Source organism: Sulfuritalea hydrogenivorans sk43H, assembly GCF_000828635.1.
GTDB classification, from domain to species: domain Bacteria; phylum Pseudomonadota; class Gammaproteobacteria; order Burkholderiales; family Rhodocyclaceae; genus Sulfuritalea; species Sulfuritalea hydrogenivorans.
This window is the reverse complement of the sequence record NZ_AP012547.1, coordinates 2,900,271-2,916,409: the sequence shown is the minus strand read 5'-3', so window position 1 is coordinate 2,916,409 and position 16,139 is coordinate 2,900,271. Positions and strand designations below refer to the sequence as shown.

The window sequence follows — 16,139 nt, the reverse complement described above, 5'->3', positions numbered from 1 at the left end:
ATTCGAAAGCTCAGACCCGCTCGATGACCATGGCGATGCCCTGGCCGACGCCGATGCACATGGTGCACAGCGCGTAGCGGCCACCCGTGCGATGCAGCTGGTACATCGCCGTGGTGACCAGGCGCGCGCCGCTCATGCCCAGCGGATGGCCGATCGCAATCGCACCGCCGTAGGGATTCACCCGCGCATCGTCATCCGCCAGGCCGAGGTCGCGGGTGACCGCGAGGCCCTGCGCGGCGAAGGCCTCGTTGAGTTCGATGACATCCATCTGCTCGAGTCGCAGCCCGGTCAGCGCCAGCAGTTTCTTCACCGCCGGCGCCGGGCCGAAGCCCATGATGCGCGGCGCCACGCCGGCGGTGGCCATCGCCACAACGCGGGCGCGCGGCGTCAGGCCGTGGGCCTTCGCGGCGGCTTCGGAAGCGAGGAGCAGGGCGCAGGCGCCGTCGTTGACGCCGGAGGCGTTGCCCGCCGTGACCGTGAGATCGGGACCGTTGATGCCTTTCAGTTTCGCCAGCTGCTCCAGCGTGGTGTCAGGGCGCGGATGCTCGTCGGTGTCGAAGATCTTCGACTCGCCCTTTTTCTGCGCGATCTCGACCGGAGCGATTTCATCCTTGAATAAACCCTTTGCCTGAGCCGCCGCCCAGCGCTGTTGCGAACGCAGGGCAAACGCATCCTGCTCGGCGCGGCCGATACAGAAATCGGCGGCGACGTTGTCGGCGGTCTCCGGCATCGAGTCGACGCCGTATTGCTGCTTCATCAGCTTGTTCACGAAACGCCAGCCGATGGTGGTGTCATACACGGCGTTGCTGCGCGAAAAGGCGCTGTCGGCCTTGGGCATGACGAAGGGCGCGCGGCTCATGCTTTCGACGCCGCCGGCGATCATCAGCGCGGTCTCGCCGGTCTTGATCGCACGTGCGGCCGTGCCGACGGCGTCCATGCCGGAACCGCACAGGCGGTTGATGGTGGCCCCGGCGACGGCGACCGGCAGGCCGGCCAGCAGGCCGGCCATGCGCGCCACGTTGCGGTTGTCTTCGCCCGCCTGATTGGCGCAGCCGTAAATGACCTCGTCCACGCGCTCCCAGTCGACCTTGCCGTTGCGCGCCATCAGCGCCCTGATCGGCAGCGCGCCCAGATCGTCGGTGCGGATGCCCGACAGCGTGCCGCCGTAGCGGCCAATGGGAGTACGTACTGCGTCGCAGATGAATGCCTGTTCGGTCATGCCGTTTCGCCTTCTTCGAAGAAATGTCCCTTGATGCGGGTGGAGCGGCCACGAAACAGGGCGATGGTCTTGCCGTCCTGGTTGGTGACCTCGATGTCGTAGATGCCGCTGCGGCCGCCTTGATGCCTGGCGCCGCCGGTGGCCGTCAGTGTATCGCCAAGATGGGCGGGAGCGATGAAGTTGATGTCGACGCCCGCCGCCACTGCGCGGTGGTTGAAGCTGTTGCAGGCGTAGGCGAAGTTGGTGTCGGCCAGCGCGAAAATGAAGCCGCCGTGGCAGATGCCGTGCCCGTTTACCATGTCCTGGCGCACCTTCATGGTTACCGTGGCGCCGCCGGGCGTGGTACTGGTGACGGTGATGCCAAGCCCGCGCGCGGCGTGGTCGTCGGGCCACATGACCGCGGTGCAGCGGTCGGCAATTTCCTGCGGTGTCATGGCCATCATTCGCCCTTGAAGTTGGGGCTGCGTTTTTCCATGAAGGCGGCGACGCCCTCGCGGTAGTCGTGGCCGAATCCCAATTGTTGCTGCAGGGAACGCTCCAGTTCGAGCTGCTGTTCGAGGCTGTTGCCGCTGCTGGCGTAAATCGCCTGCTTGGTGCGGGCCAGCCCCCGGGTTGGCGCGGTGCTGAAATGAACGGCGAGCTTGTCGGCCTCGGCCATCAGTTTGTCGTCATCGACGCATTTCCAGATCAGCCCCCAGGACTCGGCCTGTTCGGCGGAAAGCTTGTCGCCGAGCATGGCCAGCCCCATCGCGCGCGCCGTTCCCACCAGGCGCGGCAGGGCCCAGGTGCCGCCGGCATCGGGCACCAGCCCGAGCTTGCAGAAAGCCTGGATGAAGGAGGCCGAGCGCGCCGCCAGCACGATGTCGCAAGCCAGCGCGATGCTGGCGCCGGCCCCGGCGGCGACGCCATTCACGGCGCAGATCACCGGCATTTCGAGGGCGCGCAGGCCGAGGATCAAGGGTGTGTAGTAGGTCTCGATGGTGTAGCCGAGATCGACCGGTTCGCTGCCTGCCGATACGTTGCGGTCGGCGAGGTCCTGTCCGGCGCAGAAGCCGCGGCCGGCGCCGGTCAGCAACAGCACGCGGGCATGTCCGTCGCGGGTGCGGGCCAGCGCATCGCGCAGTTCCAGATGCATTTCGGCGTTGAAGCTGTTGAGCCGGTCGGGACGGTTGAAGGTGACGCGTGCGATGCCGGCTTCGAGCGAAAAGATGATGTTCTGATAGTCCATGGGCAGGATTCCGGGGTGGTGGTCAGTCGGGGATGGTCAGGCCGAGGCGCTTGAGCGCGGCGGCGGATTGCGCTTTCCAGTCGCCCAGCATTTCCGCGCTGTTGCGGCGACGCAGGCCGTACTGGATGTAGGTCGCGGCATGGTCGGAATCGACTCGGCCAAAAGTGGCGGCGACGCGGGGATGCCAGTAGTTGACCGCCGCCTGTGCGGCGACCTTGCTGCCGCTTTGTTCGATGGCCTGCCGGACGCCGCTTTCGCCCAGTTGTGCATGTTCCCGTTCACGCGGCAGGATCTGCGCGATCGCCGCGGCGAGCGGTGCGTAGGAGCTTTGCGCCATTTCGGCGAGCTGGATCGCGGTGGCGGCCCCCATCAGCATGTTGAAGACGACGGCGTCCTCCCAGCCTTCCAGCGGATAGTGGAAGACGTTCAGCCGCTTGTCGCCGCCGATGCGCCGCGTGCCGAGGTCGATATGGCGATCGAGGCGCGAATCCCAGGCGTGGGAGCGGACATAGAGCATCGGGTTCACGCCGAAGGGTTCCAGCAGCGTGAGCGCCATCTCGGCATGGACGTATTTCTCCGTGACGATTTTCGCCGCGACGATGCGCTCGCGCACCCCCGGCCCGCGGTTGATGAAGGGGCAGAAGCCGGCCGCACCGGCCAGTTCGGAATCGGCGAAGACCACCACCAGGCGCATCAACTCGTTGCGGTAGCCGGTCGGCACCGCTTCGCCGGCGCAGCGCAGGGAGTCACCCAGAGAGCCACCTTTGGGGGCTTCAATCTTGTTGCCTGCGGCGATGCGCTGGAGAAAATTCGTATCCTGTTTCTGCATGTCTCGCTCCACAATGTGTGCCCGTACCCTGCGCCCGGACTATAGAAGCATTTCGCGGCGGGTGGCGAAGGGATACAATATTATCAACCTGAAATATTCAAACAGTATCAAATTAATTATGACACAAACTGCGCTTGACAGGTACAATCAAAATGTATCACGTCACCATTTGCCGGTGACAGGAAAGCTCAAGGAAACGGCATCATGGCCAACATACTGATCATCGTCGGCACCGAGTCGGGCAATGCCCAGATGTGCGCCGATCATCTGTCGGACAATCTGCCCGGCCTCGGCCATGCAGTCGAGGTGGCGGGTGACGCCGATGCCGGCAACGTCGATCTCGAAGGTCGCGATGCGGTGCTGGTGTGCACCTCGACGCATGGCGACGGCGAATTGCCCGACAACATCATTCCGCTGGCCGAGCGACTGCGCGAGCAGGCACCGGATCTTTCCCACCTGCGCTATGGCGTGATCGCGCTGGGCGATCAGACCTACCAGGCGACTTTCTGCAAGGCCGGCAAGGAAATGGATGCCTTGTTTGCCCGCTGCGGCGCGCGCAAGGTGGGCGAACGACTCGAGATCGATGCCTGCACCCAGCCGCTGCCCGACGAGGAAGCGCTGAACTGGGCGCAGGAATGGGTCACCATGCTGTAATGTCCGGCGGTCACGGGCAAAACGGAGAGAATCGAATGAAGGTTTATGAGATTGACGGCATTGCGCCGGTGGTCGATCCGACGGCTTATGTGCATCCGTCGGCGGTGCTGATCGGCGACGTCGTCATCGGACCCGGCGCCTACATCGGCCCTTGCGCCAGCCTGCGCGGCGACTTCGGCCGCCTTTTCATCAATGCCGGCGCCAATGTGCAGGATTGCTGCGTGATGCACGGTTTTCCCGGCAGCGACACCATCGTCGAGGAGAACGGCCACATTGGCCATGGCGCGATCCTGCACGGCTGCATCGTGCGCAGGAACGGCATGGTGGGCATGAACGCGGTGGTGATGGACAACGCGGTGGTCGGCGAATCGGCCATTGTCGCGGCGCAGAGCTTCGTCAAGGCCGGCATGGATATTCCGCCGCGCATGCTGGCCGGCGGCGTGCCGGCCAAGGTGATGCGTGAACTGACCGAGCTGGAAATGGCCTGGAAGGTGGAAGGTACCGGCGTCTATCACGATCTGGTCCGGCGCTGCCACGGCACCTTGCGCGAAGTCGAGGCCCTGACGGCGGTCGAGCCGGATCGCAAGCGGCTCAAGCTGCCTGAGCTCAAGACCCTGAAGGAAACCCGCCGCGCCAAAGCCTAGGGAGTCGGCGCCGGCGGGACGGCGACGCTAGAGCACGGTCTGAGCCACCGCGTGTTCCCAGTTCTGCATCAGCTCGCCGGCGCGCTGGCGCGACATCGTCGGATGGAACACCCGCTCGGCCTGCCAGTGCGCAGCCAGTTCGTCGAGGCTGGCATAGACGCCACAGGACAGGCCGGCCAGATAGGCGGCACCCAGCGCGGTGGTCTCGATGACCTTTGGCCGCACCACGGGAATCCCCAGCAGGTCGGCCTGGAACTGCATCAGAAGGTTGTTCACGCAAGCGCCGCCGTCGACGCGCAGCTCGGTGACGCCGCCGCTGCCCGCCAGGTCGCGGCTCATGGCCTGCAATAGCGCCGCGCTCTGGAAGGCAATGCTTTCCAGCGCGGCGCGGGCAATGTGCGCGACGGTGGTGCCGCGGCTCAATCCGAGGATGGCACCGCGTGCATCGGGTTTCCAGTAGGGCGCGCCCAGCCCGGTGAAGGCCGGCACGAACATCACGCCGCCGCTGTCGGGCACGCTTTCGGCCAGATTCTGCACGGCCTCGCTGCCCTTGATCGCATGCAAGCCGTCGCGCAGCCATTGCACCACGGCGCCGCCGATGAACACGCTGCCTTCCAGTGCGTATTCAGGCGTTGCATTGATTTGTGCGGCGCTGGTGGTGATCAGGCCGTTGCTGCTGGCGCGGCACTCTTCTCCCGTATGCATGAGCATGAAGCAGCCGGTGCCGTAGGTGTTCTTGGCGAGGCCCGCCGAGAAGCACGCCTGACCGAACAGCGCGCTTTGCTGGTCGCCGGCCATGCCGCCGATGGCGATCGGCGCGCCGAACAGTCCGGCTTGGGTATGGCCATAAAGATGGCTCGAAGCATGCACTTCGGGCAGAACTTCATGCGGGATATCCAGCATCGCCAGCAACTCGTCGTCCCATTGGTTGCGATGGATGTCGAACAACAGGGTGCGCGACGCGTTGCTGACATCCGTGGCATGCGCGGCACCGCCAGTGAGTTGCCAGGCCAGCCAGCAATCCACGGTGCCGAAGGCCAGTTCGCCACGCTTCGCCGCATCGCGCGCGCCGGGGACGTTGTCGAGGATCCACTTGAGTTTGGTGCCGGAAAAATAGGCATCGATGACCAGCCCTGTCCTTTCCCGCACCATTGCCTCGAAGCCGCGCGCGCGCAATGCGGCGCAGGCCGGCTCGGTGCGCCGGTCCTGCCAGACGATGGCATTGCAGAGTGGTTCGCCGGTGCCGCGGTTCCAGACCAGTGTGGTTTCGCGCTGGTTGGTGATTCCCAGCGCGGCCACGTCGGCCGCGCCGACTCCTGCCTTGCCCAGGGCTTCCTGCGCGGTTGCCAGCTGGCTGTTCCAGATTTCCCGCGGATCGTGTTCGACCCAGCCGGGTTGCGGAAATATCTGGCGGAATTCCCGTTGTGCCATCGCCACCACCCGGCCCTGCGTGTCGAACAGGATGCTGCGCGAGCTGGAGGTGCCTTGATCCAGGGCCAACAGAAAGCGGGGGCGGTTCATCGGAAAGCTCCTGCAGGGAAACGGGTGCGCGCACACCGGGTGCGGGGTGCCCGCCATTATGCGGCCGATCGCCGGGGGCGGCGGGAAACCGGGCGACAGCGGCGGGAGGCTCCGTTTGTAAGCCTCCATTAAGTACGCTTATGTTAGTATTTCGCGCCGCAACAATATCGCCGCTTTTGATGATTTTCCGCCTGCGGCAACTTCGGAGGCAGTCGGCAGCATTTTCTGCGCTGACTTCGCAGCAACAAGACCGGCAGCTGGATTCGCGGCTCAATGTCGGCCTCCATCAACGCTCTACATACAACAAGGAAGACGCATGAAGATCCACGAATATCAGGGCAAGGAAATCCTGAAAAAATTCGGCGTGACGACCCCGCGCGGCATTCCCTGCTTTTCCGTCGACGAGGCGGTGAAGGCAGCGGAGACTCTCGGCGGCAAGGTTTGGGTGGTCAAGGCCCAGATTCACGCCGGTGGACGCGGCAAGGGCGGCGGCGTGAAAGTCGCCAAGAATCCGGACGAGGTCCGCATTTACGCAAAAGCCATCCTCGGCATGCAACTCAAGACGCACCAGACCGGCCCCGAAGGGCAGAAGGTGCGCCGCCTGCTGATCGAGGAAGGCGCCGACATCAAGAAGGAATACTACGTCGCCGCGCTGACCGACCGCGCCACGCAGAAGGTCGCCATGATGGCGTCCTCCGAGGGCGGCATGGACATCGAGGAAGTCGCGCACAAGACGCCCGAGAAGATCATCAAGGTTTTCGTCGATCCGGCCGCTGGCCTCACCGACGCGCAGGCCAATGAACTGGCGAAAGGCATCGGCGTGCCGGAAGGCTCGCTGGCCCAGGCCGTGGATACCCTGAAGAAGCTCTACACCTGCTACATGGAAACCGATGCCAGCCTGGCCGAAATCAATCCGCTGATCCTGGAAGGCAACGGCAACATCAAGGCACTGGACGCCAAGTTCAACTTCGATTCCAACGCGCTGTATCGTCATCCCGAGATCGTGGCCTATCGCGATCTGGATGAAGAGGACGCCGACGAAATCGAAGCCTCCAAGTTCGATCTGGCCTACATTTCGCTCGACGGCAACATCGGCTGCCTGGTGAATGGCGCGGGCCTCGCGATGGCGACCATGGATACGATCAAGCTGTTCGGCGCCGAGCCGGCCAACTTCCTCGACGTCGGCGGCGGCGCCACCACCGAGAAGGTCACCGAGGCCTTCAAGATCATGCTGAAGAACCCCAAGGTCAAGGGCATTCTGGTGAATATTTTCGGCGGCATCATGAAATGCGACACGATCGCCGAAGGCGTCGTCGCCGCGGCCAAGGAAACCCATCTGTCCGTGCCGCTGGTGGTGCGCATGAAGGGCACCAACGAGGACCTCGGCAAGAAGATTCTCAAGGAATCCGGCCTGCCGATCATTTCTGCCGACACCATGGCCGACGCCGCGACGAAGATCGTCGCCGCCGTCAAATAAGGAAGCGCTATGTCCATCCTGATCAATAAAGACACTAAAGTCATCACCCAGGGCATCACCGGCAAGACCGGCCAGTTCCACACCGAGAAGTGCCAGGAATACGCCAACGGCAAGAACTGCTTCGTCGCCGGCGTGAATCCGAAGAAGGCCGGCGAGAAGATTTTCGACATCCCGATCTTCGCCTCGGTCAAGGAAGCCAAAGCGCAGACCGGCGCCACGGTGTCGGTGATCTACGTGCCGCCCGCCGGCGCCGCCGACGCGATCTGGGAAGCCTGCGAAGCCGACCTCGACCTGGCGATCTGCATCACCGAAGGCATCCCGGTGCGCGACATGCTGATCGTGCGCAACAAGATGAAGGCCAAGGAAGCCGGCGGCGGCAAGAAGACCCTGCTGCTCGGGCCCAATTGCCCCGGCCTCATCACGCCCGAGGAAATCAAGATCGGCATCATGCCTGGCCACATCCACCGCAAGGGCCGCATCGGCGTGGTGTCGCGTTCCGGGACGCTGACCTATGAAGCCGTGGCGCAACTCACGGAGATCGGTCTTGGCCAGTCGACAGCGGTCGGCATTGGCGGCGACCCGATCAACGGCTTGAAGCACATCGACATCATGCGCGCCTTCAACGACGATCCAGACACCGATGCGGTGATCATGATCGGCGAGATCGGCGGTCCGGACGAGGCCGAAGCCGCCGTGTGGTGCAAGGCCAACATGAAGAAGCCCATCGTCGGCTTCATCGCCGGCGTCACCGCGCCGGCCGGCAAGCGCATGGGCCACGCCGGCGCCCTGATTTCAGGCGGCGCCGATACGGCGGATGCCAAGCTGGCGATCATGGAAGAGTGCGGTTTTACCGTGACCCGCAATCCGTCGGAAATGGCCAAGCTGCTCAAAGGCCTGCTGAAGTAGCAAAGTCGGCGCCGGCGATACGCCAAAAAGCCGCACCGGTGCAAGCCGGGGCGGCTTTTTTGCGCATAGAATCCAAGTGTGCCCGCGCTGACCACGGGCCAATGTCATGATCCCGCAGGGGGATACCGTCCCCTACGAAGGCTCCGGGGACATATCCCACAAGGGGATACCGTCCCCTACGAAGGCTTCGGGGACATAAATTGATTGACGGAGTTGATACAGGACTGTAAGAATTGAATTTATTGTCCTGTTTTAATGAGGGCTCTCACACAGGGTAGTGACCGATGAAGAAGGCAGACTTCTGGAAGAGTGACTGGTTCTTCGGTGTCGTGGTCAGCGTTGTCGTGCTGATTCTGGGTAATGGCGATCTGTTGCAGGGCCTGGAGCGCAAGGCCTATGACATGGGCGTCGCCGCCGCCTCGCGCGCGCCATCGGACAAGGTCGCCGTCATTGCGATCGACAAGCCCAGTCTCGACAACATCGGCCGCTGGCCCTGGTCGCGCGAGATCATGGCCGACATGGTGGATAAACTCGCCGCCGCCAAAGCCAAGGTGATCGCCACCACGGTGTTCTACTCCGAGCCGCAACGCGACCAGGGCCTCGCGTACATCAACAAGCTGATCGAGACCTGCGGCGTGACCTTGCCTTCCGTGGTGGCCGTGGCGGCGGCGCCCGCCGTAGCCGTGGCGGCGGCGCCCGCCGTAGCCGTGGCGCCGACTCCGGTGGCGGCCGATGCCGCTGCGCTACCCGCCGCCGCGCCTGCTCCGGCCCCGGTGATTGCGCCTTCCTCCTGCCCGCAGATCGAATCGATACTGATCGAGGCGGACCAGAAACTGAATACCGACCGCCGTCTGGCAGATGCCTTCGCCAAGGCGGGCAATGTGGCGCTGCCCATGCTGTTTGTATTGGGTGAGCCGCGTGGACGTCCCGACAAGGATTTGCCGGACTACGTCAAGAAGAACGGGGTGAAGCTGGCCGGCGCGGCAGAGGCGCCGCCCTATCCGACCCTTGGCGTCGATGCCGGGGTGATCGAGCCGCTGGGCAAGGTGGTGACCGCCATCGGGCACCTGAACGTGATTGCCGATGTGGATGGCGCGATTCGTACCGAGCCGCTGGTGCTGTCCTGGTTCGATCAGGCCTATCCCTCGCTGTCCCTGCTGGTCGCTGCGAAAAGTCACAACCTCACGGTAGCCGACATTCAGGTCACCGCCGGCAACTCCGTCAAGCTGGGCAAGCTCAAGATCGGCACCGACCCCGATACGCGGATGCTGACCTTCTACTACAAGGATCGCGAGGGCGGTCTTCCGGCCTTCCAGGTCGATTCCTTCTTCGACGTCAAGAGCGGCAAGATTCCCTACGAAAAGTATCGCGACAAGATCGTCCTGATCGGCCCGACTTCGTCGTCGGTGGGCAGCGTGTTCGTCACCCCGATCAGCCCGGCCATGCCTTCCGTGCTGATGCAGGCGCACGCCGTATCCAGCCTGCTCTCGGAACACTTCTTCGTCGCGCCGACCTGGGGCTTCTGGGTCGAGAAGCTGGTGTTCCTGCTGATCGCCGCCTATATCATCGGGCTCTTGCCCAGAATCAAGGCCGGCATGGCGGCCGGCATCACCGCGGGCCTGCTGGTCGCCCTGGTCGGCATTCATTTCGCCTTGATGACGACCCAGCTGATGTGGCTGCAACTGATGATCCCGGCGACCCTGCTGCTGGTCGGCCACCTGCTGCTGACGGTCAAGCGCTTCGTGGTGACCGAACGCGGCAAGGAAAAATCGGATGCCGATTCGGCCGAGTCGAACCGCATGCTGGGCCTGGCTTTCCAGGGCCAGGGGCAGCTCGACATGGCCTTCGACAAGTTCCGCAAGTGCCCGATGGACGACGCGCTGATGGAGAACATGTACAACCTGGCGCTCGATTTCGAACGCAAGCGCCAGTTCAACAAGGCCGAGGCGGCCTTCCGCTACATCTTCGACTACAACCCGAAGTTCCGCGACATCGAATCCCGCGTCAATCGCGCCAAACAGCTCTCGGAAACCGTGATTCTCGGCGGCGGTGGAGGCGGGCGCAGCAATGCCAGCCTGATCGATACCGCCGGCAATGTCGAAAAGCCGATGCTGGGCCGCTACGAGATCGAGAAGGAGCTCGGCAAGGGGGCGATGGGTGTGGTTTATCTGGGGCGCGATCCGAAGATCAACCGTATCGTGGCGATCAAGACCATGGCGCTGTCGCAGGAGTTCGAAGCCGACGAACTGGTCGAGGTCAAGGAGCGTTTCTTCCGCGAAGCCGAAACCGCCGGGCGCCTGAACCATCCCAACATCGTCACCATGTTCGACGCCGGCGAGGAGCACGACCTGGCCTACATCGCGATGGAGTTCCTCAAGGGCAAGGACCTGGTGCCCTACTCCAAGCAGGGCAACCTGATGCCCTTGCCGCGGGTCATGAGCATTGTCGCGCGGGTGGCCGATGCGCTGTCCTACGCGCACGAGAACAACGTCGTGCATCGCGACATCAAGCCGGCCAACATCATGTACGAGCCCGAGTCCGACCAGGTCAAGGTGACCGACTTCGGCATCGCGCGCATCACCGATTCGTCGAAGACCAAGACCGGCATGGTGCTGGGCACGCCGAGCTACATGTCGCCCGAGCAGCTCGCGGGGAAGAAGATCGACGGCCGTTCCGACCTGTTCTCGCTGGGCGTCATGCTCTATCAAATGTCGTGTGGCAAGCTGCCCTTCGAGGGCGATTCGATGGCACAACTGATGTTCCGCATCGCCAATGAGCCGCATCCGGACATTCGCGCCATCAACCCGGATCTGCCGGACTGTCTGCTGGCGATCATCGACAAGGCACTAACCAAGGACCCGGACGTGCGTTACCAGACCGGTGCGGAATTCGCGAAGGACATTCGCACCTGCGCAACCATGACCGGCGCAGCCGGCGCCGGTGATTCCGGCGTTGATATCAGCATTTAGAAGGTCGAGCCATGGACATGAATGCTGTTCTCCAGATTGTCACCCGCAGTGATCCGGGCATGGTGCGCTCGAACAATGAAGACGCCGTGATGGCAAATCCGCAGCGCGGATTTGCCGTGCTGGCCGATGGCATGGGCGGCTACAACGCGGGCGAGGTGGCCAGCGGCATGGCCACTGCCCTGCTTGGCACCGAGCTGGAAAAGGCCTTTGTCGCGCGCGAGCCGAGCAGCGAAGACGCTTCCGGCCAGTCCTGGGCACGCGTTACCCTCAGGGCCGAGATGGCCCGTGTCAATGGCGCCATCTACCAGGCGGCACAAAGCCAGCCGCAATATGCCGGAATGGGCACGACGCTGGTGGTCGGCGTGTTCCATGACAACAAGGTGACTGTCGCCCACATTGGCGATTCCCGTTTGTACCGTTTGCGCGGCGAGGATTTCCAGCAGGTCACACGCGATCATTCGCTGCTCCAGGAGCAGATCGACAGCGGCCTGATTACTCCCGAGCAGGCGCGCCATTCGCAGAACAAGAACCTGGTTACCCGCGCCGTCGGCATCGATCCCGAGGTCGAGGCGGAGATACATGATCACGAGGTATTGCCCGGCGATGTCTACCTGTTTTGTTCCGACGGCCTCAACGACATGGTCGAGGACGAGGAAATCGCGATGACTCTGGGGGCTCTTTCGGCCAATCTGGAGTTGTGCGCAATGCAGTTGATCCAGATGGCCAACGACAACGGCGGCCGCGACAATGTTTCGGTAATCCTGGTCAAGGTGAAGGGCGAATATCCGGCCGCGCGCGGCTGGTGGGCCCGACTCATGGCCTGGTTCAAGTAATGCAGCGCTCAGTGACCTCGAAGGACGAAAACAATGGCTAAGCTCATACTCAGCATGGAAACCACAATGCTCAAGGAAATTCCCTTGACCAAGGAGCGCACTACGATCGGCCGCAAGCCGCATAACGACATCCAGATCGACAATCTGGCGATTTCCGGGGAGCATGCAGTGGTGATCACCATCCTCAATGATTCCTTTCTTGAGGATTTGGGGAGCACCAACGGTACTTTCGTCAATGGCCAGTCGGTCAAGAAGCACTTTCTGCAGAACGGCGACACCATAGAACTCGGCAAGTATCGCCTGAAGTTTGTCAGCGAAGTTCCGCAACAGACTGCAAACGCGGATTTCGAGAAGACCATGATCCTGCGTCCAGGAGCGGCACACAAGCCGGCAACCGAGTCGGCGGCAGCCTCCCCCGCAACGCCTGCTGCTCCGGTTGCCGCCGTCGCGCCCGCGCCGACTCCTCCTGCCGCCGCAAGCGCGCCCCCGGCCACTCACACGTCGACCTCTCCGGGCATGGCTCCGCAGCCGCCCGCGGCAAAACCCGCGGCGGCTCCGGCGCTGCCGCTGGGGGCGATCCAGATTCTCTCCGGCGGCAATGCCGGCAAGGAAATGGAATTGACCAAGACCCTGACCACGCTGGGCAAGCCCGGTGTCCAGGTGGCTGTCATCGCGCGTCGCCCGCATGGCTATTTCATCACGCATGTTGAGGGCGCCAGTTTTCCGGTGGTGAACGGCACGGCGCTGGACGCCCAGGCGCATCAGCTTGCCGACCATGATGTGATCGAGCTCGCCGGTGTAAAGATGGAATTCTTCCTGAAGAGCTGATGCCAGTGACAAGGCAATCCCTGGAGATCTCTTGAAGCAGTATCTACTCCGCTACATACTCGGTCTGGCGATTCTTCTGGTTTTGCTCGGCCACTCGGCGCACGTCTACCAGATTCCGTTCGTCAATCACATGGACGCGCTGATCTATGACGTGAAGGTTCGCCTGACCATGCCGCAGAGCGTTGATCAGCGCGTGGTGATCCTCGACATCGACGAGAAATCGCTTGCCGAGCAGGGACGCTGGCCATGGGGCCGCGACAAGCTGGCGACCCTGATGAACAAGCTGTTTGACCAGTACGGAGTCAAGCTGGTCGGCTTTGACGTGGTCTTCGCCGAGCCCGACGAGAGTTCCGGACTCAAATCGCTGGAGTCCCTGGCGCGGAAGGAACTGAAGGATGTGCCGGGATTCCAGTCGACGCTGAAGGAATTGCGCCCGCAGCTCGACCACGATGCACGCTTCGTGGCTGCGCTGAAGAATCGGCCGGTTGTCCTCGGCTACTACTTTTCCAGCAAGGAAGGCGGCGTCAGTTCCGGTGCCGCTCCGGAGCCGGTGTTTCCGGCCGGCACCTTCAGCGGTCGTCGCATAGGATTCACGCAGTGGGTCAGCCATGGCGCCAACCTCCCCGAATTCCAGAAGGCGGCTGCGGGCGCGGGGCACTTCAATCCGCTGGTCGACATGGATGGCACATCGCGGCGGGTGCCCCTGCTGGCCGAGTACAAAGGACAGTACTACGAATCCCTCTCGCTGGCGATGGTGCGCAATCTGCTCGGCAATCCGCCGATCACTCCCGGCTACCCGGAAGACTCGCCTGGCTCGTATGCGGCGATGGAATGGCTGGATCTGAAAGCGGCTGGCGGTGGCGTGATGCGCATTCCGGTAGACGAAAATGCGGCGACGCTGATTCCCTATCGCGGCTACCAGGGAAGTTTTCCGTATATCTCGATTACCGATGTTCTCAATGACCGCATTCCCCAGGAAAAACTTGCCGGACGCGTAGTCGTGGTGGGCACCACTGCTCCCGGACTCATGGACTTGCGGGCCACTCCGGTGGGAGCCGCCTATCCCGGGGTCGAAATCCACGCCAACCTGATCGCGGGGATGCTTGACGGTGCGATCAAGCACAAGCCGCCCTACATTCTCGGCGCGGACGTGCTGCTGGTGCTGATTGCCGGGGCCGTGATGGTTTTTCTCCTGCCGATGCTGTCGCCGTTCCGCGCCACCGTGGTCGGCGTCATTGTCCTGCTGTTGCTGCTGAGCGTGAACTTCAGCTTCTGGCATGTTTCCAATGTCGTCCTGCCGCTGGCCAACGGCATGATTGCAATCACGCTGCTGTATGCGATGAACATGTCGTGGGGCTACTTCGTCGAGTCGCGGACCAAGCGCCAGTTGACCGGCCTGTTCGGCCAGTACGTGCCGCCGGAACTGGTGGAGGAGATGAGCCGGGATCCGGAAAACTACAGCATGGCGGGGCGCAAGGCCGAACTTACCGTGCTGTTTTCCGACATACGCGGATTCACCACGATTTCCGAAGGCCTGGAACCGAACGAACTGGCGACCCTGATGAACCAGTATCTCGGCGCCATGACCCTGGTGGTGCGCAAGCATCGCGGCACGCTCGACAAGTACATCGGCGATGCCATCATGGCCTTCTGGGGCGCGCCGGTGGATGATCCCGAGCATGCCAGGAATGCCGTGCTGACCGGCCTGGAAATGCATGTGGCACTGCATGAGCTCAACAAGGATCTGGTCGCGCGCGGTTGGCCCGAACTCAAGATCGGCGTTGGCGTGAACACCGGTCCGATGACTGTCGGCGACATGGGTTCGCCGGTACGCCAGTCTTACACGGTGATGGGCGACGCGGTCAACCTCGGTTCGCGTCTTGAGGGCATCACCAAGCAGTACGGGGTGGGATTCATCGTTGGCGAAACCACTCGCGAAGTGCTGAAGAAGGACTTTGTCTTCCGCGAACTGGACCGGGTGCGCGTCAAGGGCAAGGAAGATCCGGTCGGCATTTATGAGCCGGTCGGGGAGGAAGGCAAGGTTGCGCGCGAGGACATGGACGAGATCAAGCTCTGGAATCAGGCCCTGCGGGCTTACCGCGCCCAGGACTGGGATCAGGCAGAGCTGACGCTGATGAATCTGCAGCGGATCAAGCCGCGCTATCTTTACGATCTGTACGTCAAGCGCGTTGAGCACCTGCGCAAGGAGCCGCCCGGAGAAAACTGGGATGGCGTAACCATTTTTGAGACAAAATAACAACAATGAAGGTACGAATCCTCGGCTGTAGTGGCGGCATCGGTGGGCGGCATCTGCGCACCACGTCGCTACTCGTCGACAACGACATCCTGATCGATGCCGGGACGGGTGTCGGCGACCTGGCGATTGCCGAGCTGGCGCAGATCGACCACGTCTTCATCACGCATTCGCATCTGGATCATCTGGCCTGCCTGCCGTTCATCGTCGATACGGTGGGTGACATGCGCAATCGTCCGGTGATCGTCCATGCCACCGAGGCGACGCTCGAAATCATCCGTGCCCATGTCTTCAATTGGGCCATCTGGCCGGACTTCAGCGTAATCCCCAGCGCGGAGAAGCCCTTTCTGCGGTTTTCCCCGATCCGCGTGGGCGAGGCGATCGATCTCGATGGCCGCAAAGTGGTTCCGCTGCCGGCGAACCACACGGTACCCGCGGTCGGCTATCAGCTCGATTCCGGGCATGCCAGCCTGGTGTTTACCGGCGATACCGGGCCTTGTCCCGAATTGTGGGCCGAGGTCAACAACATTCGCAACCTGCGCTACCTGATCATCGAGTGCGCTTTCTCCGACCGGGAAAAGAAACTGGCCGTTGCGTCCCTGCATTTGTGTCCGAGCATGTTGCTGGAAGAACTGACCAACCTGCAGCGGGATGCCGAGGTGTTCATCACCCATCTGAAGCCCGGACAGATCGAGTTGACCATGCAGGAGATTGAAGACTGCATTGGCGAATTCCGCCCCGGAATGCTGCAGAACAACCAGCTGTTCGAGATCTGAC

14 protein-coding genes are annotated in these 16,139 nt (G+C 62.8%); 9 read left to right on the top strand and 5 right to left on the bottom strand.

The genetic code is table 11. From position 1 onward, the window contains the following. Nucleotides 1-10 precede the first annotated feature (10 nt). Genes pcaF through SUTH_RS13970 form a run of 4 tightly spaced genes read right to left on the bottom strand, consistent with a single transcriptional unit; the run spans nt 11 to nt 3,276 of the window. On the bottom strand, nt 11-1,219 hold the full coding sequence (pcaF, locus tag SUTH_RS13985) for a 3-oxoadipyl-CoA thiolase (protein WP_041100093.1): 1,209 nt from the start codon (nt 1,217-1,219) through the stop codon (nt 11-13). Beyond that, entirely contained in the window at nt 1,216-1,659 is a 444-nt protein-coding gene (gene paaI, locus SUTH_RS13980; protein ID WP_041102364.1) for a hydroxyphenylacetyl-CoA thioesterase PaaI, read from the bottom strand. The genes pcaF and paaI overlap by 4 nt, the downstream gene beginning before the upstream one ends. Continuing rightward, nucleotides 1,659-2,447, bottom strand: a complete 789-nt coding sequence (gene paaG, locus SUTH_RS13975) for a 2-(1,2-epoxy-1,2-dihydrophenyl)acetyl-CoA isomerase PaaG (RefSeq protein ID WP_041100091.1) — start codon at nt 2,445-2,447, stop codon at nt 1,659-1,661. The genes paaI and paaG overlap by 1 nt, the downstream gene beginning before the upstream one ends. 22 nt (nt 2,448-2,469) lie before the next feature. Next, entirely contained in the window at nt 2,470-3,276 is an 807-nt protein-coding gene (locus SUTH_RS13970) for a Phenylacetic acid catabolic protein (RefSeq protein WP_041100089.1), read from the bottom strand. Nucleotides 3,277-3,480: 204 nt separating this feature from the next. On the opposite strand from SUTH_RS13970, the gene SUTH_RS13965 reads away from it, so the two are divergent. Next, nucleotides 3,481-3,930, top strand: coding sequence for a flavodoxin domain-containing protein (locus SUTH_RS13965; RefSeq protein ID WP_041100087.1), 450 nt, complete (start codon nt 3,481-3,483; stop codon nt 3,928-3,930). A gap of 35 nt (nt 3,931-3,965) precedes the next feature. Further along, nucleotides 3,966-4,574, top strand: a complete 609-nt coding sequence (locus SUTH_RS13960) for a phenylacetic acid degradation protein PaaY (protein WP_041100085.1) — start codon at nt 3,966-3,968, stop codon at nt 4,572-4,574. A gap of 27 nt (nt 4,575-4,601) precedes the next feature. Here the strand turns inward: SUTH_RS13960 and glpK are convergent, their stop codons facing one another. Then, a complete protein-coding gene (gene glpK / locus SUTH_RS13955; protein WP_041100084.1) occupies nt 4,602-6,095 on the bottom strand; it encodes a glycerol kinase GlpK in 1,494 nt (497 codons plus the stop codon). Between the two features lie 316 nt (nt 6,096-6,411). Between glpK and sucC the strand changes: the two genes are divergently transcribed. From sucC to SUTH_RS13920, 7 genes are all read left to right on the top strand, one after another. Beyond that, nucleotides 6,412-7,572 (top strand): ADP-forming succinate--CoA ligase subunit beta, encoded by a 1,161-nt coding sequence (sucC, locus tag SUTH_RS13950; RefSeq protein ID WP_041100082.1) that lies wholly within the window; start codon nt 6,412-6,414, stop codon nt 7,570-7,572. Nucleotides 7,573-7,581: 9 nt separating this feature from the next. After that, a complete protein-coding gene (gene sucD / locus SUTH_RS13945) occupies nt 7,582-8,478 on the top strand; it encodes a succinate--CoA ligase subunit alpha (protein WP_041100080.1) in 897 nt (298 codons plus the stop codon). Nucleotides 8,479-8,762: 284 nt separating this feature from the next. Next, complete coding sequence (locus SUTH_RS13940) at nt 8,763-11,447, top strand: CHASE2 domain-containing serine/threonine-protein kinase (protein WP_041100079.1); 2,685 nt, start codon at nt 8,763-8,765, stop codon at nt 11,445-11,447. A gap of 11 nt (nt 11,448-11,458) precedes the next feature. After that, nucleotides 11,459-12,280: a Stp1/IreP family PP2C-type Ser/Thr phosphatase gene (locus tag SUTH_RS13935; RefSeq protein WP_171817376.1), complete on the top strand. Its 822-nt coding sequence runs from the start codon at nt 11,459-11,461 to the stop codon at nt 12,278-12,280. A 33-nt stretch (nt 12,281-12,313) separates the two neighbouring features. After that, on the top strand, nt 12,314-13,108 hold the full coding sequence (locus SUTH_RS13930; protein ID WP_041100078.1) for an FHA domain-containing protein: 795 nt from the start codon (nt 12,314-12,316) through the stop codon (nt 13,106-13,108). 31 nt (nt 13,109-13,139) lie between these two features. Beyond that, a complete protein-coding gene (locus tag SUTH_RS13925; protein ID WP_041100077.1) occupies nt 13,140-15,365 on the top strand; it encodes a CHASE2 domain-containing protein in 2,226 nt (741 codons plus the stop codon). 5 nt (nt 15,366-15,370) lie between these two features. Beyond that, nucleotides 15,371-16,138, top strand: coding sequence for a 3',5'-cyclic-nucleotide phosphodiesterase (locus tag SUTH_RS13920; protein WP_041100076.1), 768 nt, complete (start codon nt 15,371-15,373; stop codon nt 16,136-16,138). The last annotated feature ends 1 nt before the right edge of the window (nt 16,139 follow it).

What these genes read in the sequence shown, in the direction of transcription:
- paaG (WP_041100091.1), bottom strand. Translation starts at nt 2,447, where the DNA reads ATGGACTATCAGAACATCATCTTTTCGCTCGAAGCCGGCATCGCACGC.
- sucC (WP_041100082.1), top strand. Translation starts at nt 6,412, where the DNA reads ATGAAGATCCACGAATATCAGGGCAAGGAAATCCTGAAAAAATTCGGC.
- pcaF (WP_041100093.1), bottom strand. Translation starts at nt 1,219, where the DNA reads ATGACCGAACAGGCATTCATCTGCGACGCAGTACGTACTCCCATTGGC.
- sucD (WP_041100080.1), top strand. Translation starts at nt 7,582, where the DNA reads ATGTCCATCCTGATCAATAAAGACACTAAAGTCATCACCCAGGGCATC.
- paaI (WP_041102364.1), bottom strand. Translation starts at nt 1,659, where the DNA reads ATGGCCATGACACCGCAGGAAATTGCCGACCGCTGCACCGCGGTCATG.
- glpK (WP_041100084.1), bottom strand. Translation starts at nt 6,095, where the DNA reads ATGAACCGCCCCCGCTTTCTGTTGGCCCTGGATCAAGGCACCTCCAGC.
- SUTH_RS13970 (WP_041100089.1), bottom strand. Translation starts at nt 3,276, where the DNA reads ATGCAGAAACAGGATACGAATTTTCTCCAGCGCATCGCCGCAGGCAAC.
- SUTH_RS13930 (WP_041100078.1), top strand. Translation starts at nt 12,314, where the DNA reads ATGGCTAAGCTCATACTCAGCATGGAAACCACAATGCTCAAGGAAATT.
- SUTH_RS13940 (WP_041100079.1), top strand. Translation starts at nt 8,763, where the DNA reads ATGAAGAAGGCAGACTTCTGGAAGAGTGACTGGTTCTTCGGTGTCGTG.
- SUTH_RS13920 (WP_041100076.1), top strand. Translation starts at nt 15,371, where the DNA reads ATGAAGGTACGAATCCTCGGCTGTAGTGGCGGCATCGGTGGGCGGCAT.
- SUTH_RS13965 (WP_041100087.1), top strand. Translation starts at nt 3,481, where the DNA reads ATGGCCAACATACTGATCATCGTCGGCACCGAGTCGGGCAATGCCCAG.
- SUTH_RS13935 (WP_171817376.1), top strand. Translation starts at nt 11,459, where the DNA reads ATGGACATGAATGCTGTTCTCCAGATTGTCACCCGCAGTGATCCGGGC.
- SUTH_RS13960 (WP_041100085.1), top strand. Translation starts at nt 3,966, where the DNA reads ATGAAGGTTTATGAGATTGACGGCATTGCGCCGGTGGTCGATCCGACG.